The sequence below is a fragment of the Erwinia sp. HDF1-3R genome (genome assembly GCF_039621855.1).
Lineage (GTDB): Bacteria > Pseudomonadota > Gammaproteobacteria > Enterobacterales > Enterobacteriaceae > Erwinia.
This window is the reverse complement of sequence record NZ_CP155071.1, coordinates 2,381,116-2,397,890: the sequence shown is the minus strand read 5'-3', so window position 1 is coordinate 2,397,890 and position 16,775 is coordinate 2,381,116. Positions and strand designations below refer to the sequence as shown.

The window sequence follows — 16,775 nt, the reverse complement described above, 5'->3', positions numbered from 1 at the left end:
AAAAATTATCTATACTTTTCAATCAGGATGAAAAAAGACCGGGCCGGAATGATTCACTTATTCTGTCCAATGCCGTTGCGCAAAAGCCGTTTCCTGGCCGCGTATAACCCCTCCCTGACAAGGATGAGTGCCGAGTGAAAAACAAAACGTATCAGAGCCCGACGCGCAAGCAGGGCTATGCCGATCTGGGTGATTATGCCGCCATTGGCGAAGGTCGTTCCGTTGCGCTGATCGCACCCGACGGCGCCATTGACTGGTGGTGCGCCCCCAATCTCGACTCCCCGCCGCTGTTTGACCGTATTCTTGATGATGAGATCGGCGGATATTTCCAGCTTGAGCCCGTGCAGCCCTACTCCGTTCAGCGCCAGTATCGTGAAAACAGCAACGTGCTGGAAACCCGCTTTGAAACTGAAACGGGCGTGGCGCGGGTGACTGAATCGATCAATAGCACCCTGGCCGGACGGCTGCCGTGGAGTGAACTGGCCAGACGCATTGAGGGCGTTGAAGGCGAAGTGGCGTTTACGCTTTGCATGCGGCCAGGCACCGTGGCAGAAACCCGCTCTCCCTGGCGTGCGGAAACGCAGCAGGGAACCGTTTTTCACATTGCGGATCTGATGCTTATGCTGCGCACCAGTGATGACGTGACCCTCGAAGAGAGCAGCGACGAGCAGATAACCGGTCAGTTCACTACCTCCCCTGGCTCACGTTCGCTGGTTGCGCTTCTGGCGACGGAAAAAGAGCCGCTGGCGGTACCCGAACTGACTGCTATCGATGGACGAATCGAAACCAGCCATACGGCCTGGTGCGACTGGGTCAACAGCCTGAGCTACGAGGGGCTGTTCCCCGGTCACGTTAAGCGCTCTGCGCTGGCGCTAAAATTTCTGTGGTACTCACCGACTGGCGCACTGGCCGCTGCCGCCACCACCTCACTGCCGGAAGGCATTGGCGGCGAGAAAAACTATGATTACCGCTATGCCTGGGTACGTGATGCCTGCCTGATTATCAAATCTTTCGTCTACCTTGGTGCACTGGAAGACTGTAAGGCGGCATTCTCCTGGTTAACCCGCACCATCATTCGTCACGGCGTGCAGCTACGCGCCTGTTATACCCTCGAGGGCGGAATTGTCCCGGAAGAGCGCTACCTGCCGCTGAAGGGATATCAGGGATCCCAGCCGGTGCGGGTGGGAAATAACGCGCGCGATCAGGTCCAGCTGAGTATGTATGGCGATATGCTGGCGACCGCGCAGCTGTTTATCGAAGCGGGTCACGTGCTGGATCTGGCGACCTCACGTATGCTGGGAGAACTGGCTAACTGCTGCGCCGACAGCTGGCGGCAGAAGGATTCCGGCATCTGGGAACTGCCTGAAGAGCAGCACTATACCCACTCTAAAATGGCCTGCTGGCTGGCGCTGGATTCAGCGGTAGCCATGGCGGAAGGCAAGCATATTGAGCCGACCTGGGTTGAGCGCTGGCAGCGTGAGCGCGATCGCATCCGCGACTGGATTGAAACGCACTGCTGGTCCGAATCAAAACAGGCGTATCTGTTCTATCCCGAGAGCGAAGCCGGATTGGATGCCTCGATGGCGCTGGTTTACCACTATGGCAATACGGTAAATCCGCAGCGGATGCTGTCAACCTATCAGGCGATTCAGAAGGAACTGGGGCATGATACGGCGATGCTTTATCGCTACAGCGGCGTTGAACAGGAGGAGAGCACCTTTGTCGCCTGCTCTTTCTGGCTGGCTGAGGCCTGGGCGGCCATGGGCGAACGCGAGCGGGCAGAAAATGCCATGAATGAGATCCTCGACAGCCTGTGCGATCGCGGTAACGTTGAGACCTTCAATGAGATGTTTGACGTCAGAACGGGCAGCTGGCGCGGCAACTTGCCTCAGGGTCTTAGCCATCTCGCGCTCATCTGTGCCGCCCAGAGGATTTCGACGGCTGGCGAAACGCATTCTGGTGGCAACACTGAATGATATATCAATTGCGGACGCATTCATGCCGCGTAAGCTAACTCTGCTCCCCTGCCCGGTGTCATCGCCGGGCTAAAATACAGCGAAGAACCCCTATAGCTACATTTTACCTCTCCTCTCCTGCTGTGCTTAACAGAGTAAATATCTACGCTAATGGTCAGGTGGAGTGAATAAGAACCTTATGTATGTTGTAACTAATTATCTGACTGAGGCTCAGGATAAAACCTGCACAGTCCTGAGCGGTGACCGAAATACCATACAGCTGAGCGGTAGCGGCAATGCCTTCCATCTGGCGCTCCAGGCGAAGGTTTGTTTCAAACGGGCCCGGCGCCACAGCCATCTCGGCGGCGTCAGTCCAGAAAACAACCCAAATGAGACAGAAAAACTGTCTCACAGGGTTGCCTGTTTTGGGTATACTCATTTGAGACACAAATTCAGTAATAAACTTTGGTGACTTAGGTCAAACCTATCAAACACAATAATCACTATTAAACGATTATCTTTTTAATATATTCAGGCCTTTTTTGATACTTTCAGCAAGCATACCAGGATCTCCGATTGCTCTAATGTTTTTTATAAATGGAAGTCCCATTTTATCAGCCAATTCATCGATGTTAATATCATTCTCGATGGACTGTTCATATGATAAGCTCATTATGTCATTCCATAAATTCCCTGCAAACCAGGAGCAATTCGTTATTGGTGTGTATACTCCATTTGGCAAGTCAGCATCCGTAAGTTTCATCAGCTTTGACAATATATTACTTTCGTCAATGAATTTTGGAATTAGTTTTTCCTCTATTAGACTTGGTGTTATTAAATTGTTATTCAACTTGATACAACGTTGAAGGTGGAATTTTCGTTCAGCTGAATCATTTATATTGCTGTGCTCGGAGTTTTTCACAAACCCATAACCTTCATGAAAAGCATATGAGATGTAATCCCCTGGAGCAGGACTATTAAAGTGAATAATCCATGCATGACCAAATCCTCCACTGCCGAAGTCGCTTCCAAGAGACTTGAAAACTTCCTTAATTATTGTGTACTTTTCACTCCAGGGGTATTGCTTGCCAATTGACACGGCCTTATCTATTATTGGCTTCATATTCGTACGTTTAGCTGTTCGATTTGTCCGTATGCATATTTGCGGGTATCCTACACTTTCATCTCCAGTCGGCTGGTATTTATCTGCATCAATCATAATTTCCACCTTTAAAAAATGAGTGCCTGTTGATAATGAATAGCCATATAAGAGTAGTATAGGATTCGTATGCTAATCTATGCATACAACATGCTGTTATAGGCGATTTTTGATATTAAAAGAATTTATTTAAATTATACTAAAGTGTATCTATTTGCGTTAGGTGACCACAATGAATGTAACATCTGCATCTGCTCACCAAATAAACCTGAGCCGTTGCCTCCATACAGCACGCGAATGCGACCAACGTCGCCAGTTTTCTTTTTTCTGGCAGGCGCTGAAGTGCACTGGTTTTGGCCGTCGTTGCATACCGGGCCAGTGCTGCGCTCCGGGTATCCGAAACCGGCGTTATAGTGGGTAATGTTATACCGAGGCTGCGTATGGCCTGCAGACGTGACTATAGATACTTATGACATTTTTTATATTATCGATATGTAACTGCTTGGCCAAAAACTCCGTCACTGCCTTGGGTAATTTGTTGAACAGATCAGGAAATCGTCCCAAATAACGAACGGTACATAGCTGAACAGCAAATCCCAGGCGGTTGTGGTCGCCTCTTTTTGACGATATATGCTGCCGGTCAACATCATCCAGATGAAAATAACGTGCCAACATATTCTTTGTCGGTTCACCCTGATAATTACCATAACTATCACGCTGATCTGCTGAAAGAAAATTAACAGGCATGGGATACCCTCCTTAGCAAAAATGCAATTAGTCAGATTGAGTTCGGGACTGGTGAATAGCCCAGATGCGTTTAACCTGGCTTACGCTGCACCCGGCCAGGGTGGCTGTACGCTCAATAGTCAGACCTGACTGACGAAACGTGATGATGCGCTCGTGGGTCGTGAGGTCAGCTTTTCGACCAGAATATTTGCCAGCGGCTTTAGCGAGCTGAACCCCCTGGCGTTGCCTTGAACGCCGTAATTCATAATCATCACGGGCTGTTTGCAGGGCAAGCTTCAACAACAGTTCCTGAACGGATTCAAGCACAATACGGGATACACCGTCGCTTTCAGCAGCCAGTTCTGATAAATCTACGATACCGGGAATGGCCAACCTGGCCCCCTTTCGCCTAATGGAAGCAATAAGCTTTTCAGCGTCAGGGAGTGGCAAACGGCTGATGCGGTCAATCTTTTCGGCAATCACTACATCACCAGGCTGAAGGTCAGCGATCATTCTCAGTAACTCGGGGCGATCTGCCCGGGCTCCTGATGCCTTTTCACGATAAACGCCGGCAATGTAATAATTGTTATCTATCGCCATCTTCTCGATGGCAGCCTGGCGAGTCAGATCCTGTTCAGAGGTACTGACCCGTTCGTAGATGCGAGCAATTTTCATTTAAGATAGCCAAATTGAGTATAGTTAATTTGGCTATCTTAAAAGAGATGGCTAAAAATAGCCATTTGCGATGTAAATTGACTGGTTGATTTTTGGCTATTTAAAATGACTAGTTAGCGGGATTTTTTGATTCATTATTCCTCAAATTCTAAAAAACGCATTGATACCAACTTAGGTGTTAAGGCCTTTGTTCAGTTCGGCAGCTGATGTCTTAATTTTTTTCGTGCATAACCTCCCACGTATTTGAAATTTGTTTCTGAAGTTCAGTATAAATCAATGATGTATTTCCGCTCCAAGTACTACCACGGAAATTATCATTCAAAAATGATGCCTGTTCGAAATTTTTTATCCAATTTTGATTCAACTTACTATCTTTAGACATCACAACTCTATTATTTTCTGGCATCCTATTGGGACTTCCTTCAACTTTGGGATGAAAACCCATCTTAAGATAAAAACCCTCACTTCCATCAAGTGGTGTCAATAAAGTTGATTTAACATTATTTTCATTACCAAATTTCATCATTTCATACATAAGAATTCGCCCTGCTCCAACATGCTCATTAGGCTTGGCTATTGTTGGGAAATTACCATTACCTTCGACATATAATGCTGAGATAAATAAAAATTCACCCTCACCTGGATTTTCTTGAATAGAGCAGCGGCCAGAGGCAATCTCTTCATTTTTCGAATTTTCTAATGAAATGTTCATGCTGTATGGTTCACCATTTGGTTTTAGTTCTATTTCTTTTTTTACAAAACAAGCCTCTGAGATTGCATTTTGTGAATTATTTTTTATAAGAAAGGTTGTATTTTTCGGTGCTACATATTGTTCTGCAGGTTTTAGAAGTGACAATTCTTTTGTTGAGGCATTAGTAATATTTAATTTGCCACAGTTGTTAATTAGTGTATTTATTGTATTCTTAACGCTGTCATTAAGTACATAGGGTATAACATTATTTAATTCTTTGAGTAAATTTTCCGAGGACTCACTCTTTGCAATCGATTTGCCATATATAAATAAATCTTTAGCGTCTGACTTCGAGAGCCCGATAGAAGTATTACTTATCTTTACTAATTTCTCTAAAGTTTTTGATGAGAGTGAGGTGTTATTTGTTTTTTTTAATAATGCATTGCTGATTGAATCAGTTATTACATTAATATGTTGTCGTGACCTTATACAAAACATTTCGCATACTCATGGTGATTAAGTTTATTAAAAATACCATAAATTCAAGTGGTAATATTTCAAAAAAGGAGCAACTGCGTTTTTGGTTCCGTTACTCCCCCCAAACGCCTTATCCAGCTTACCGGATACACAAACCGGCTACCCCAGGTATTACTCCCGGCGTAGCCGTGCCCGACTCTTCCCCTATTCGCCGTTGCCTATCTGCCAGACATAGGTGGGTTCGCTACCGTTAACCTCCCAGTCTCCGACGTTACGCATTTTATAAATCACCGGATTATGCGATGCCAGCGTCCGGGCGTTGCGCCAGTGCCTGTCCAGCGCTTTGCTGAGCCGGGTATCCGATGCGCCCAGCGCGTTAAATAACTCCCCTGCCGCGCGGGTAATCAGTTCGCTGGCGATGACCTGCGCTTTTGCAGATTCCACCTCGGCAAGGATATTGGCGTGCCCGATTGCACTCTCGCCCTCAGCGTTATTATGGGTTTCAAAGGCCTGCTGGAGCGAATGCGTGGCGCGCTGGACGGTCGATTCAACCGCCCACGCCCAGCTGGCAACCTGCCCCACCACCTGAAGTACCTGGGCATCCTGCTTCACCTGTCTGGCGTTGCCGTGACTGTAGATACGTTTACGACCCGCCACGCCCTGTGCGGCATCCCGACTGATGGCCCGGCCAATGCCCGCCAGCGTCGATAGCAGCACATGCTGATAAAAAGCGGTCTGATAGCGGAAGCGTTCACTAAAGTCATAAACGTGCGGCGGCTCTACCCTCGCCTGCTTAAAGCGCGTGGTACCGCTGCCGGTCAGGCGCTGTCCGAAACCGTCCCAGTCATCATCGCACTCGACCTCCGGCTGGTGCGTGCTGACCACGGCGATGACATCGCGGCCGTTATCAGTCCGCTGTGCGTAAACATCGATCCAGTCAGCATAAAGCGTTCCGGTACTGTAAAATTTCTCGCCAGACAGGTGCCAGCCGTTTTCAATGGGCGACACTTTAGTCAATACCTCACCCAGCTTCAGGTTGCCAATCTCACTCCAGCCGCTGCCAACCAGCTCCCCATCGCGAAAGCGATTAAACCAGCGGCGGCGATCTTCACTGTCCGGCTGATTTAAGCGGTCTTCAACAAAGGCAAAGTGTGCTCTGAGCGCCTGAGGAAGATTGGAGTCCGCTTCGGCCAGTTCGGTCAGCAGTTGAAAAAGCTGCGGGAGCGTAGCGCCCAGTCCCCCCTCCGCCACGGGAATGCGCAGGGTGCCAAAGCCCGCTTCTTTTAACCAGCGGATCGGCTCATAGAGCAGCTCTCTCTGTCGTTCCCGTTCTGTCGCACCCGCTGCGATACGGGTAAATATCGGACGAAAGCGAGCAGCCAGCGCGTCATACTCGGGTTGATATGATTCAGACATGGTGTTCTCCTGTGTCGTTCAGGTCATCGATATCCTGACGGGTCGGTTCGTAACGAATGATGAGTAGGAAGAAGATCGGGATAATGGCGGCCAGCGAAACAATCCAGAACATATTAGTGCCGTAAGCGGCCTGCAGTATGGGCAGGATAAACAGCGCCAGCGCGCTGCCGATGCCGGAGAGCGAACGCCCGAATCCCACGCCGGTGGCGCGAATATGGGTTGGGTAAGCGAGCGCCGGATAGATCATCATCTGGGCGCCAGGGCCAAAGCCTTCGGCAAACAGCCACAGCCCCAGCATCAGAATGGCAAAGACTACCCCGGCCGCCGCCTGCGGATGCCCGACCAGCGCCAGTGAAATCAGTGCGATAAATTGCAGGGCAAAACCGGATATGGCCACATGACGTGATTGAAACTTCCATGCCAGACGCATCCCCAACAGGCCGCCGGTAAAAGCAAACAGCGCGTTGAGCCCCAGTGAGGCCGAGATCGTCTCAAACACCCCTGCACCCAGAAAGCGGGCCAGGATAGAGGGCAGAAAGAAAGCGATGGCGGTGTATTCAAATGAAATACAGATATTCATTACCGCCGTCACCAGGGTTCGCTCACGCCAGGGTTTTTGAAACAGCAGTCGGAAGCTGCCTGCCTGGCGCGCGCGCTCCTCGTCCACCCGCTGGCCCGTTTCCTGCGCATGGGCATTGATGCCGTAAGCCTGACGCAGAATGCGTGCAGCCCCGGTTAAATCGCCCTGCTTCGCCGCCCACAGCGGTGACTCATTCATAAATTTGCTGCGTACGGCAATGATCAGCAGCGCGGGGACTGCGCCAAACAGCAGCGAGGCGCGCCACAGCCAGTTAGCGTGCCCGGCAGGCAACAGGAACCAGAGCGCGAAAACGATCAGAAAGCAGACCGAGGAGGCGGCGTACCACATCGGGCACCAGGCCGCCAGCCGACTCGCCTTGTTACTTTTCCCCGTAAACTTAGAGAATTCGGCCAGGTAGGCCATCGCTACCGGGAGATCGATGCCGACTCCGATGCCCATCAGAAAACGCGCCCCAATCAGTACCCAGACATTGGGCGCCAGTCCGGCGGCAATGGCGGAAACCACAAAAAACAGCATATCGGCCATAAACACCGTATAGCGGCCATATTTGTCCGTCAGCCAGCCGCCGATCAGGTTACCTGCGATGGTGCCGATCATGATCGATGAGGTCACCAGCCCGGTTAGCGCTGGCGTCAGGCCGAACTCTTTCACCACGTCGTCAATGCCGTAAGAGAGCGTGGTGAGATCGTAGGCATCCAGGAAAACGCCACCCAGCGCCAGAAAGACGATCCAGCGGGCATAGCTGTTCTTATGCGCGCTGTTGTTGATCAACCGCGCCACATCGCTAACCGAACTGACCGGTGTCGAAGAGGGTGGCGCGAGGGTATCGTCAATATTGAGCGTGCTCATTCAGACCTCCCTGAGTTATTCATGCAGGTTGCCGGTAGCCGTCGCGAACTCCGCCTGCGCGGGTTCGCGGGAAGGATGACGGTAGCCGGCGCCGGGATGCGGTGCCACCAGCCGGGGGCCCTGCCCGAACAGCTTTTCCCGCAGCGTGCCTGGCCGGTAATCCTGCTTATACACGCCGCGCTTTTGCAGCTCGGGCACCAGCAGCTCCACCACGTCGGTAAAGGTTTCATGTGTCACCGCATAGGCCAGGTTAAAACCATCGACGTCGGTCTCCTCTACCCACGCCTGCAGTTCATCCGCCACCGTTTCCGCACTGCCCACCAGCAGCGGACCGAAACCGCCGATCCCAACCCAGTCGGCCAGCGCCTGTACCGTCCACTGTCGGTTGGGATCGGCGGTGGAGAAGGTTTCCACCGCCGACTGAATGGCGTTGGTATGCAGATTTTTCAGCACCTGATCCGGCGCGTACTGGCCAAAATCAATACCGGTCCAGCCTGAAATCAGCGCCAGCGCCCCTTCATAACTGACGTAGCCCTTGTACTCCTGCCATTTAGCCTGCGCGGCGCGATCCGTGTCGGCCACAATCACCGTTTGCAAATTAAAAATCAGCACGCTGCGCGGGTCACGTCCCGCTTCGGCTGCACGACGACGAATGTCAGCAACGGTCTTTTTCAGCAGCACTTTTGACGGCGCGGCGACAAAGACGCATTCGGCATGTTCAGCGGCAAACTGTTTACCCCGACTGGATGCCCCGGCCTGATAAAGCACCGGCGTACGCTGCGGTGAGGGTTCACACAGATGGATGCCGGGCACCTGGAAAAAGGTCCCCTGATGATTAATGGGATGGATCCGGGCGGGATCGCTGAAAATACCCCGCTGGCGGTCACGTATCACCGCCCCCTCTTCCCAGCTGCCTTCCAGCAGTTTATAGACCACCGCCAGATACTCATCGGCATAATCGTAGCGGGCATCGTGATCGGTCTGCGCCTGATAGCCGATATTCTTCGCACCGCTCTCCAGATAGGAGGTCACAATATTCCAGCCGATACGGCCCTTAGTCAGATGATCGAGCGTGGAGAGACGGCGGGCAAAGGGATAGGGATGCTCAAACGACAGGGAAGCCGTCAGACCAAACCCCAGATTTTCCGTCACCATCGCCATCGGGGTGATCAGTGCGAGCGGATCGTTAACCGGCACCTGCGTGGCATGACGCAGGGCGGCATCGTTATTACCGTTGAGCACGTCATAGACGCCCAGCACGTCGGCGATAAACAGTCCGTCAAACCTGCCACGCTCAAGCAGGCGCGCCAGATCGGTCCAGTAGTCCAGATCCTTGTATTGCCAGGAACGGTCGCGCGGATGCATCCACAGGCCAGGCGACTGATGACCGACACAGTTCATATCAAAAGCATTCAGGCGTATTTCGCGTTGCAAAGACATAGCACACTCCACGGTCAGACATGGCCAGCGGCAGGCCGTCCGTATTAACAAGGTGTAAAGGGGAATAAATCAGTTTGTTAGCGAGGCGGGACATCGCTCCTGCTGAGGGCTGGAGGTGATACCGAGCAGCTGATGCGCGATAAACACGGCATGTTCGGCAACCTGGGGCAGCCCCATCAGCTCGCCAAAATGCCCTCGCGCGGCGGGACCCGCCACCCACAGATGGGCATTGCTCTGCCCCTGTGCATTGACCGTTCGGGAAGCGTCATCGACCCGGATCCCAAGCGCCAGCGGATCGGCCTGAATCACGCCTTCTGCCGCCAGCTGGCTCAGCAGCGCATCGCTATTGAGCAGTGCACCCTGTGCCGGGCCGGTAGTAATAATCAGCCGGTCGGCCAGCAGCGTCTGCTGAGTGCCGTCGCGGCGGGCAAGCGTCAGCGCTAATGTCGATCCTTTACGCTCAACCCGTTCCAGCCGCGCCGCCAGGACAGTCAGCTGCCCACTGATTTGCAGCAGCTCAAGCACCGCGCTAACCTGGGGGGCGAGGCGGTAGCGATGAACATCCCACCACGGGCGCAGATGGCGCAGGAAACGCTGCTGCTCCTTCAGCGGTAGCTGCTGCCAGATGCGCTGTCCGTTGAGGCGGATATCATCCAGCACCCGCTGCCACGGCAGATTCTCCTTTGCCCCCAGGGCCACCTCCCGGCGGATCCGCCGCAGCCAGCCGCGCACGGTAGTCGGCGACTGCTGATAATCGAGCGGTCTGGCATCCCAGGTGCCGCTGAGGTTGTCGCGCGGCAGCTGTCCCCGCCGTGAGAAGACGGTAATCTTCCCCCGATGCCCCTGACGATGCAGCGAGGCGACCACATCCGACATGGTCAGCCCGCTCCCCATAATGGCTACCTGCTCCTCTTTGCCAACCCGCGCCAGCGCGTCCTGCTGCCAGGGATTAGCGATAACCCCACGATGGCCGCTCAGCGACCTGGTCAGAACTTTCGGCAATGCCGGCGGGGGATGGCTGATCGCCAGTACCAGCTCATCCGCCCGATAGCGCTCCCCGGAGGCGGTCACCACCACGCCGTTATCCAGCGCAACGGCACGATCGCGAACGTGAACCAGCCTGACCGGAGCGTGTTCTGCCTGGTGGTCAAACTGTGCAGCAATGTAGCGGCCAAACTGACTCCGCTGCGGATAGACGCTGCCGTCGGACCACTGCGCATCCGGATCGGCAATAAAGGCGTCCGAGGCGCGATACCAGCGGTCAAATGCCCCTTCTTCCTCCGCCGACAGCTGCATGCGCGATGCGGGCACGTTAATGCGGTGCGTCGGATCGTCCGTGCTGTAGGCCACCCCCTGCCCCAGACGTTCGCGAGGCTCGATTACCGTCACCCTCAGCCCGGCGTGACCGAGCCGGGCCAGATGAATAGCCAGCGCGGTCCCGGTAAAGCCGCCGCCGACGATAACAATCTCTCTTTCAGCCATGACTGAGCTCCGGTTGCAGCTGCCGCTCCAGTTCGCGTACCAGCGGGATCACCTCACGGCCAAAATATTCCACCTCTTCCTGACAGTGCAGAAAGCCCAGCAGCAGCAGATCCACCCCGGCCTGATGCAGTTCGATGATACGTTCGGCAATCTGACGCGGCGTGCCAATCAGATTGGTTTTGAATCCGTCGTTATACTGCACCAGATCCTCCAGCGTCGAGTTGGCCCAGTTGCCCTCACCTTCCGGCGATGCGCTACCGGCATTTTTCACCTCGTGCTGAAAGCCCTTTACCGCGTCGGGGTTGGCCTGCTCCACGATCTGACGCAGCACCTGATGCGCCTCCTGCTCGCTGTCGCGGGCAATCACAAAGCCATTAACGCCAATCCTGACGCTATGCTGGTTTTCAGCCGCTTTCTGCTGAATATCCACCACCTGCTGACGAACGCCTTCCAGCGTATTGCCGTTAGTAAAGTACCAGTCAGACACCCGGGCGGCCATATCGCGGGCGGCGCGTGAGCTTCCCCCCTGGAAGATTTCCGGCAGAGGCTGCAGCGGCTTCGGTTTAAGCGAGTAATCGCGGTAGCGGTAGAAATCACCGGCAAAGGTAAAGCTCTCCTCCTGCCAGATCCCTTGCAGGCAGCGAATAAACTCTTCCGACCGCAGATAGCGCTCTTCGTGATCCAGCCACGGCTCGCCAATGGCTTTGAATTCTCCCCGGAACCAGCCGCTGACGATATTCACCGCAATGCGCGCCGAAGAGAGGTGGCTGATGGTGGCGATTTGCTTCGCCGCCAGCGTGGGATTCCACGGGCCGGGAAGCAGCGCGGCAATCACCTTAAGCCGTTCAGTCGCCCCGAGCAGCGCCTGAGAAAAGGTCACCGACTCATGCTGATTGTCCGCCCCATAGCCCGCCGTAAAGCGGATCTGCGTCAGGGCGTATTCAAAGCCGACGCGCTCGGCAGTCTGGGCGAGTTTCCGGTTGTAGTCGAAATCCCAGCTGGTACGCTGCGGGATCTGGCTGATCACCAGGCCGCCCGAGACGTTAGGCACCCAGTAGGCAAATTTAATCGGTTGACGGGTCATGCTTAAACCTCACTGTTGTGGTTTTTGCGGACGGCGATCGCCGCCGATGGTTTCACCAAAGGGTCCGGTGTTCAGGGTCTGCTGTGGCCGATCGCTCTTCCCGCTGAGCGGCAGTAGCGGCATCACCAGTTCGGCAAAACGATGCGCCTCCTCCAGGTGGGGATAGCCGGAAAAGATAAAGTTCTCAATACCCAGCGCCTGATACTCGCGGATGCGCTCGGCGACCTGCTGCGGATTGCCGACCAGCGCCGTACCTGCTCCCCCCCGAACCAGACCGACGCCGGCCCACAGATTGGGTGCGATGCGCAGCCCCTCGCGCGAGCCCTGATGTAACGCGCTCATTCTTGCCTGACCGGTGGAGTCCATCCGTGAGAAAATCTTCTGCGCCGCGGCGATGGTGTCATCGTCAAGATGCGCAATAAGCCGATCGGCTGCCGCCCACGCCTCCTCTTCCGTTTCGCGGACGATCACGTGCAGACGAATGCCATAGGAGAGCGTCCGTCCGCGCGCCTCTGCACGCTGACGCACCACCGCCAGCTTCGCAGCAACCTGATCGGGCGGCTCCCCCCAGGTCAGGTAGGTATCGACCTGGCTGGCCGCCACCTCAATGGCTTCATCAGAGGAGCCGCCAAAGTAGAGCGGCGGCCCGTCCTGCTGCACCGGTGGAAACAGCACCTCAGCGCCCTCCACGCGAATATGGTCGCCAGCAAAATCGACTTTCTCCCCCTTCAGCAGGCGGGAGTAGACCGTCAGGAATTCGCGCGTGACCTGATAGCGTTCAGCATGCGTCAGAAAGATGCCGTCGCCCTTGTTCTCAACCGGATCGCCGCCCGTTACCACATTGATCAGCAGCCGCCCCTCCGAGAGACGATCCAGGGTCGCCGCCATACGGGCGGCCAGGCTCGGCGGCTGGAGGCCAGGACGAACCGCAACCAGATAGCGCAGGCGTTTGGTTATTGGTGCCAGCGCCGAGGCCACCAGCCAGGAATCCTCGCAGCTTTTCCCGGTCGGGATCAGTACGCCGTAATAGCCCAGGTTGTCTGCTGCCAGCGCAACCTGTTGCAAATAAGGCAGATCCACCGCCCGCCCCCCTTCTGTGGTGCCCAGATAGCGTCCATCGCCGTGGGTCGGCAGAAACCAGAATACGTTGATCTTTTCCTGCGTTGCGTCGCTCATTATCACTTTCCTATATAACGATATCTGAATTTATTTCATAGATTATGCTCATTAGGTTATAAAGAACTTAGCAGGATGCATGCCAGATTTTAAATCAATAAAAATTGATTATTTTCAATTGTTTATCTTTTTATCGCTACGGGACAGGCTGCTGCAAATGCAGCAGCGGCCGGGCATAAATTGCTGCATTGGCAGCAAAACGGACGCCTTTCCCCTCGTCTCATTTTCCAACAGCAGGTATCGTGGCTTTTCGTTAAACCGCAGGAGAATCGCATGCATAACCCCGGCCCGGACCTGATCGATCCCGCCTCGATTGCGTTTCAGAGCGTACTGGACCGTCTGGCCCCCACCGACGCCACGGTGCTTATCGTCGGCGAAACCGGCACGGGAAAAGAGGTGGTGGCACGCTATCTGCACCACCACAGCCCCCGTCGCCAGCAGCCCTTTCTGGCGGTTAACTGCGGCGCGCTGACCGAGAGTCTGGCGGAGTCGGAGCTGTTCGGTCATGAGAAAGGCGCGTTTACCGGTGCGGCTGAGCGCCATCAGGGCTGGTTTGAGGCCGCCGAGGGCGGTACGCTGCTGCTGGATGAGATTGGCGAGCTGAGCCTGCCGCTCCAGGTGAAACTGCTGCGGGTGCTCCAGGAACGTGAGGTGACCCGCGTCGGGTCGCGTCGCCCGGTCAGGGTTAACGTGCGGGTGGTGGCGGCCACCCATGTCGATCTGGCCAGCGCTATTCGCGAACGCCGCTTTCGCGAAGACCTTTACTACCGACTTAACGTCGCCGCCGTCACCCTGCCACCGCTGCGCCAGCGACGCGAGGATATTCCGGTGCTGGCCAGCCATTTTCTGGCCCTCTACGCGCGGCGTCTTGGTCGTCCACTGCTGCGTCTGAGCGACGAATCGCTGGCTACGCTGATGTCCTGGTCCTGGCCGGGGAATATCCGCGAGCTGGAAAATACCCTGCACAATGCGGTCCTGCTCAGCCGGGAGCCGCTTATTACACCGCGTCAGCTGCGCCTCGGCCCGGTGAGCGGCGCGGCGTTGCCGGATGAGGAAGAAGATCTCGACCGCTTCCTGCGCCAGCAGCTGCGCGAGAATAACGGCCCTCTCTATCCACGGGTAATCGAATCCCTGGTGCGCAACGCCTTTGAACTCAGCCAGGGCAACCAGATGCAAACCGCCGCCCTGCTGGGGATCAGTCGCAATACGCTACGCACCCACCTCGGGCACCTCGGCCTGATCAAACCCCGGCGCAGCCTGGCCACAGGTGGCGTGCGAACATCCGCCCCGACGGAAGATAGCGAACGCGAGCTGCGTATTGGCTATCAGAAGTTTGGCAACCTCGGCATTCTCAAAGCCCGCCAGTCGCTGGAGGCGCAGTTTGCCGACCAGGGCGTCAGCGTGCTGTGGAGTGAGTTTCCCGCCGGGCCGCAGCTGCTGTATGCCCTGGAAAATCATGAAATTGATTTCGGCACCACCGGTGACGTTCCGCCAATCTTTGCCCAGTCCACCAGCAGCGCGCTGCGCTACGTGGCCTGGGAGCCGGCCGCGCCGCAGAGCGTTGCCCTGCTGGTCACCGGGGACAGCCCCATTCGCACCCTCGCCGACCTGAAGGGAAAACGGGTGGCGGTTAACAAAGGCTCGAACGTCCACTATCTGCTGCTGCACATTCTTGATGAAGCGGGCCTGACGTCAGAGGATGTCCGCATCGTCTATGCCCCGCCGAAATACCCGCTGACGCCCAGCGATCGCCATGCGGTGGATGCCTGGATGATGTGGGACCCGCTACTCAGCGATGCGGAGCAAAGCGGCCAGATGCGGGTTTTGGCAAACGGCGAAGGCCGGGTCAGCAACCATCAGTTCTATCTTGCCGACCAGCAGTTTATTCGCCACTCCGCCGACCTGCTTCACGCACTGATTGACGCGCTTGAGCAGACGGGCCGCTATATCGATGCACACCGCGCAGACGCCGCCGACCTGCTCGCGGCTGAGCTGGGCCTGGCTCCCGAGGCGGTAGGCCGTGCGCTGGGTCGGCGCAGCCATCAGACGCGCCGGATGGATCTCACCATTATTCGCCAGCAGCAGGCCATTGCCGATCGGTTCTATGCGCTGGGCCTGCTGCCCCGGGCGATCAAAGTACGGGATGCGGTGTGGCAGGAGTGACGGCGCCCCTGTCGGCCTTAGCCAGTGGATTAATTACCGGGAAGCATTAGAATACCCTCATGAAAAATCATCCACTCAGTACAGCCACAGAAACCGATCTCCCCCGTCGGGGTCGCCCGCCCGTCCCCGAAGCGACGTTGATTAACAAAATCCAGCAAAGCACCTTTCACCTGCTGCAAACCAAAGGCGTTGAGGGGGTCAGCGTGGATGAGATCTGCCGGAACGCCAGAGTGGCGAAAAAAACCTTTTACCGGTTTTACGCCGATAAAGAGAGCCTCATCGAGAGGATTATCGTGGACTGGTCCTCCACGCGGGTTATCCCCGACCTGGCCATCCCGCAAAGCCGCGAACAGACCGTGCACATTTTGACCCTGTTTTTTACCGAGCTGGCGCAGCGGGCGCTATCTGCCGAATCTGTCGCCCTCTTCAGGCTGCTGCAAAACGAAAGGGGCAAGCAGCAGCAGTTCCTGAGAATGTATCAGGAGATGGGCATTGAAAACGCAAGCCTGCTGCTGAACAGGTGGTTTGAGCACATTCAGCATCTGCCTTTTATCAACCCTGACTGGCCGCAGAATGCTGCTAAGCAGCTCCAGGCCCTGATTATCTCCCCCGTTCTGCGGGAGATCCTGCTGGGACTGACGCCCCCTGTTCCGGCGTATGATATCCGCCCCCGAATCAACGACGCCCTGACGTTTATCTCCCCGCTGCTCTTTCATCGGACGTAACCGCCTCGCCGCCAGCCGTCCAGCCGTTATGCCTGCTTACCCTTTATCACCGTTGCTTACAGCCGCTGGCTTATGCTGCTGCGTCATCGCCCGTATAGTCGATTAAGGAAACGATAGGCGTTTCCTTAATATTCCACTTTGACAACAAATGGACCG

The 16,775-nt window shown here is 55.2% G+C and carries 14 protein-coding genes; 3 read left to right on the top strand and 11 right to left on the bottom strand.

From position 1 onward, the window contains the following. Positions 1-134: 134 nt before the first annotated feature. Positions 135-1,976 (top strand): glycoside hydrolase family 15 protein, encoded by a 1,842-nt coding sequence (locus AAGR22_RS10970; protein ID WP_345831517.1) that lies wholly within the window; start codon positions 135-137, stop codon positions 1,974-1,976. A 154-nt stretch (positions 1,977-2,130) separates the two neighbouring features. Here the strand turns inward: AAGR22_RS10970 and AAGR22_RS10965 are convergent, their stop codons facing one another. The 11 genes from AAGR22_RS10965 to ssuD form a co-directional block, all read right to left on the bottom strand. Next, positions 2,131-2,394: a hypothetical protein gene (locus AAGR22_RS10965; RefSeq protein ID WP_345831516.1), complete on the bottom strand. Its 264-nt coding sequence runs from the start codon at positions 2,392-2,394 to the stop codon at positions 2,131-2,133. 75 nt (positions 2,395-2,469) lie between these two features. Then, positions 2,470-3,174, bottom strand: coding sequence for a hypothetical protein (locus AAGR22_RS10960; RefSeq protein WP_345831515.1), 705 nt, complete (start codon positions 3,172-3,174; stop codon positions 2,470-2,472). Between the two features lie 363 nt (positions 3,175-3,537). Continuing rightward, the gene (locus AAGR22_RS10955) at positions 3,538-3,861 is read right to left on the bottom strand and encodes a DUF4158 domain-containing protein (RefSeq protein ID WP_345831514.1); all 324 of its coding nucleotides are present in this window, start codon (positions 3,859-3,861) and stop codon (positions 3,538-3,540) included. A gap of 27 nt (positions 3,862-3,888) precedes the next feature. Beyond that, positions 3,889-4,515, bottom strand: a complete 627-nt coding sequence (locus AAGR22_RS10950) for a recombinase family protein (RefSeq protein ID WP_345831513.1) — start codon at positions 4,513-4,515, stop codon at positions 3,889-3,891. 211 nt (positions 4,516-4,726) lie between these two features. Next, positions 4,727-5,704, bottom strand: coding sequence for a hypothetical protein (locus AAGR22_RS10945; protein WP_345831512.1), 978 nt, complete (start codon positions 5,702-5,704; stop codon positions 4,727-4,729). A gap of 183 nt (positions 5,705-5,887) precedes the next feature. Next, positions 5,888-7,099 carry a monooxygenase gene (locus tag AAGR22_RS10940; RefSeq protein WP_345831511.1) on the bottom strand — a complete coding sequence of 404 codons (1,212 nt, stop codon included), beginning with the start codon at positions 7,097-7,099 and terminating at the stop codon, positions 5,888-5,890. Further along, positions 7,092-8,549, bottom strand: a complete 1,458-nt coding sequence (locus tag AAGR22_RS10935; RefSeq protein ID WP_345831510.1) for an MFS transporter — start codon at positions 8,547-8,549, stop codon at positions 7,092-7,094. The genes AAGR22_RS10940 and AAGR22_RS10935 overlap by 8 nt, the downstream gene beginning before the upstream one ends. 15 nt (positions 8,550-8,564) lie before the next feature. Next, complete coding sequence (locus AAGR22_RS10930) at positions 8,565-9,989, bottom strand: LLM class flavin-dependent oxidoreductase (RefSeq protein ID WP_345831509.1); 1,425 nt, start codon at positions 9,987-9,989, stop codon at positions 8,565-8,567. A gap of 69 nt (positions 9,990-10,058) precedes the next feature. Further along, the gene (locus AAGR22_RS10925) at positions 10,059-11,471 is read right to left on the bottom strand and encodes an FAD-dependent oxidoreductase (protein ID WP_345831508.1); all 1,413 of its coding nucleotides are present in this window, start codon (positions 11,469-11,471) and stop codon (positions 10,059-10,061) included. Beyond that, positions 11,464-12,555, bottom strand: coding sequence for a dimethylsulfone monooxygenase SfnG (sfnG, locus tag AAGR22_RS10920; protein WP_345831507.1), 1,092 nt, complete (start codon positions 12,553-12,555; stop codon positions 11,464-11,466). Before sfnG ends, AAGR22_RS10925 begins: the two co-directional genes overlap by 8 nt. Positions 12,556-12,564: 9 nt before the next feature. Further along, positions 12,565-13,731 (bottom strand): FMNH2-dependent alkanesulfonate monooxygenase, encoded by a 1,167-nt coding sequence (ssuD, locus tag AAGR22_RS10915; protein WP_067701947.1) that lies wholly within the window; start codon positions 13,729-13,731, stop codon positions 12,565-12,567. Between the two features lie 273 nt (positions 13,732-14,004). Between ssuD and AAGR22_RS10910 the strand changes: the two genes are divergently transcribed. Continuing rightward, positions 14,005-15,894 carry an aliphatic sulfonate ABC transporter substrate-binding protein gene (locus AAGR22_RS10910; RefSeq protein WP_345831506.1) on the top strand — a complete coding sequence of 630 codons (1,890 nt, stop codon included), beginning with the start codon at positions 14,005-14,007 and terminating at the stop codon, positions 15,892-15,894. 59 nt (positions 15,895-15,953) lie between these two features. Beyond that, positions 15,954-16,619, top strand: coding sequence for a TetR/AcrR family transcriptional regulator (locus AAGR22_RS10905; protein WP_345831505.1), 666 nt, complete (start codon positions 15,954-15,956; stop codon positions 16,617-16,619). Positions 16,620-16,775: the final 156 nt, after the last annotated feature.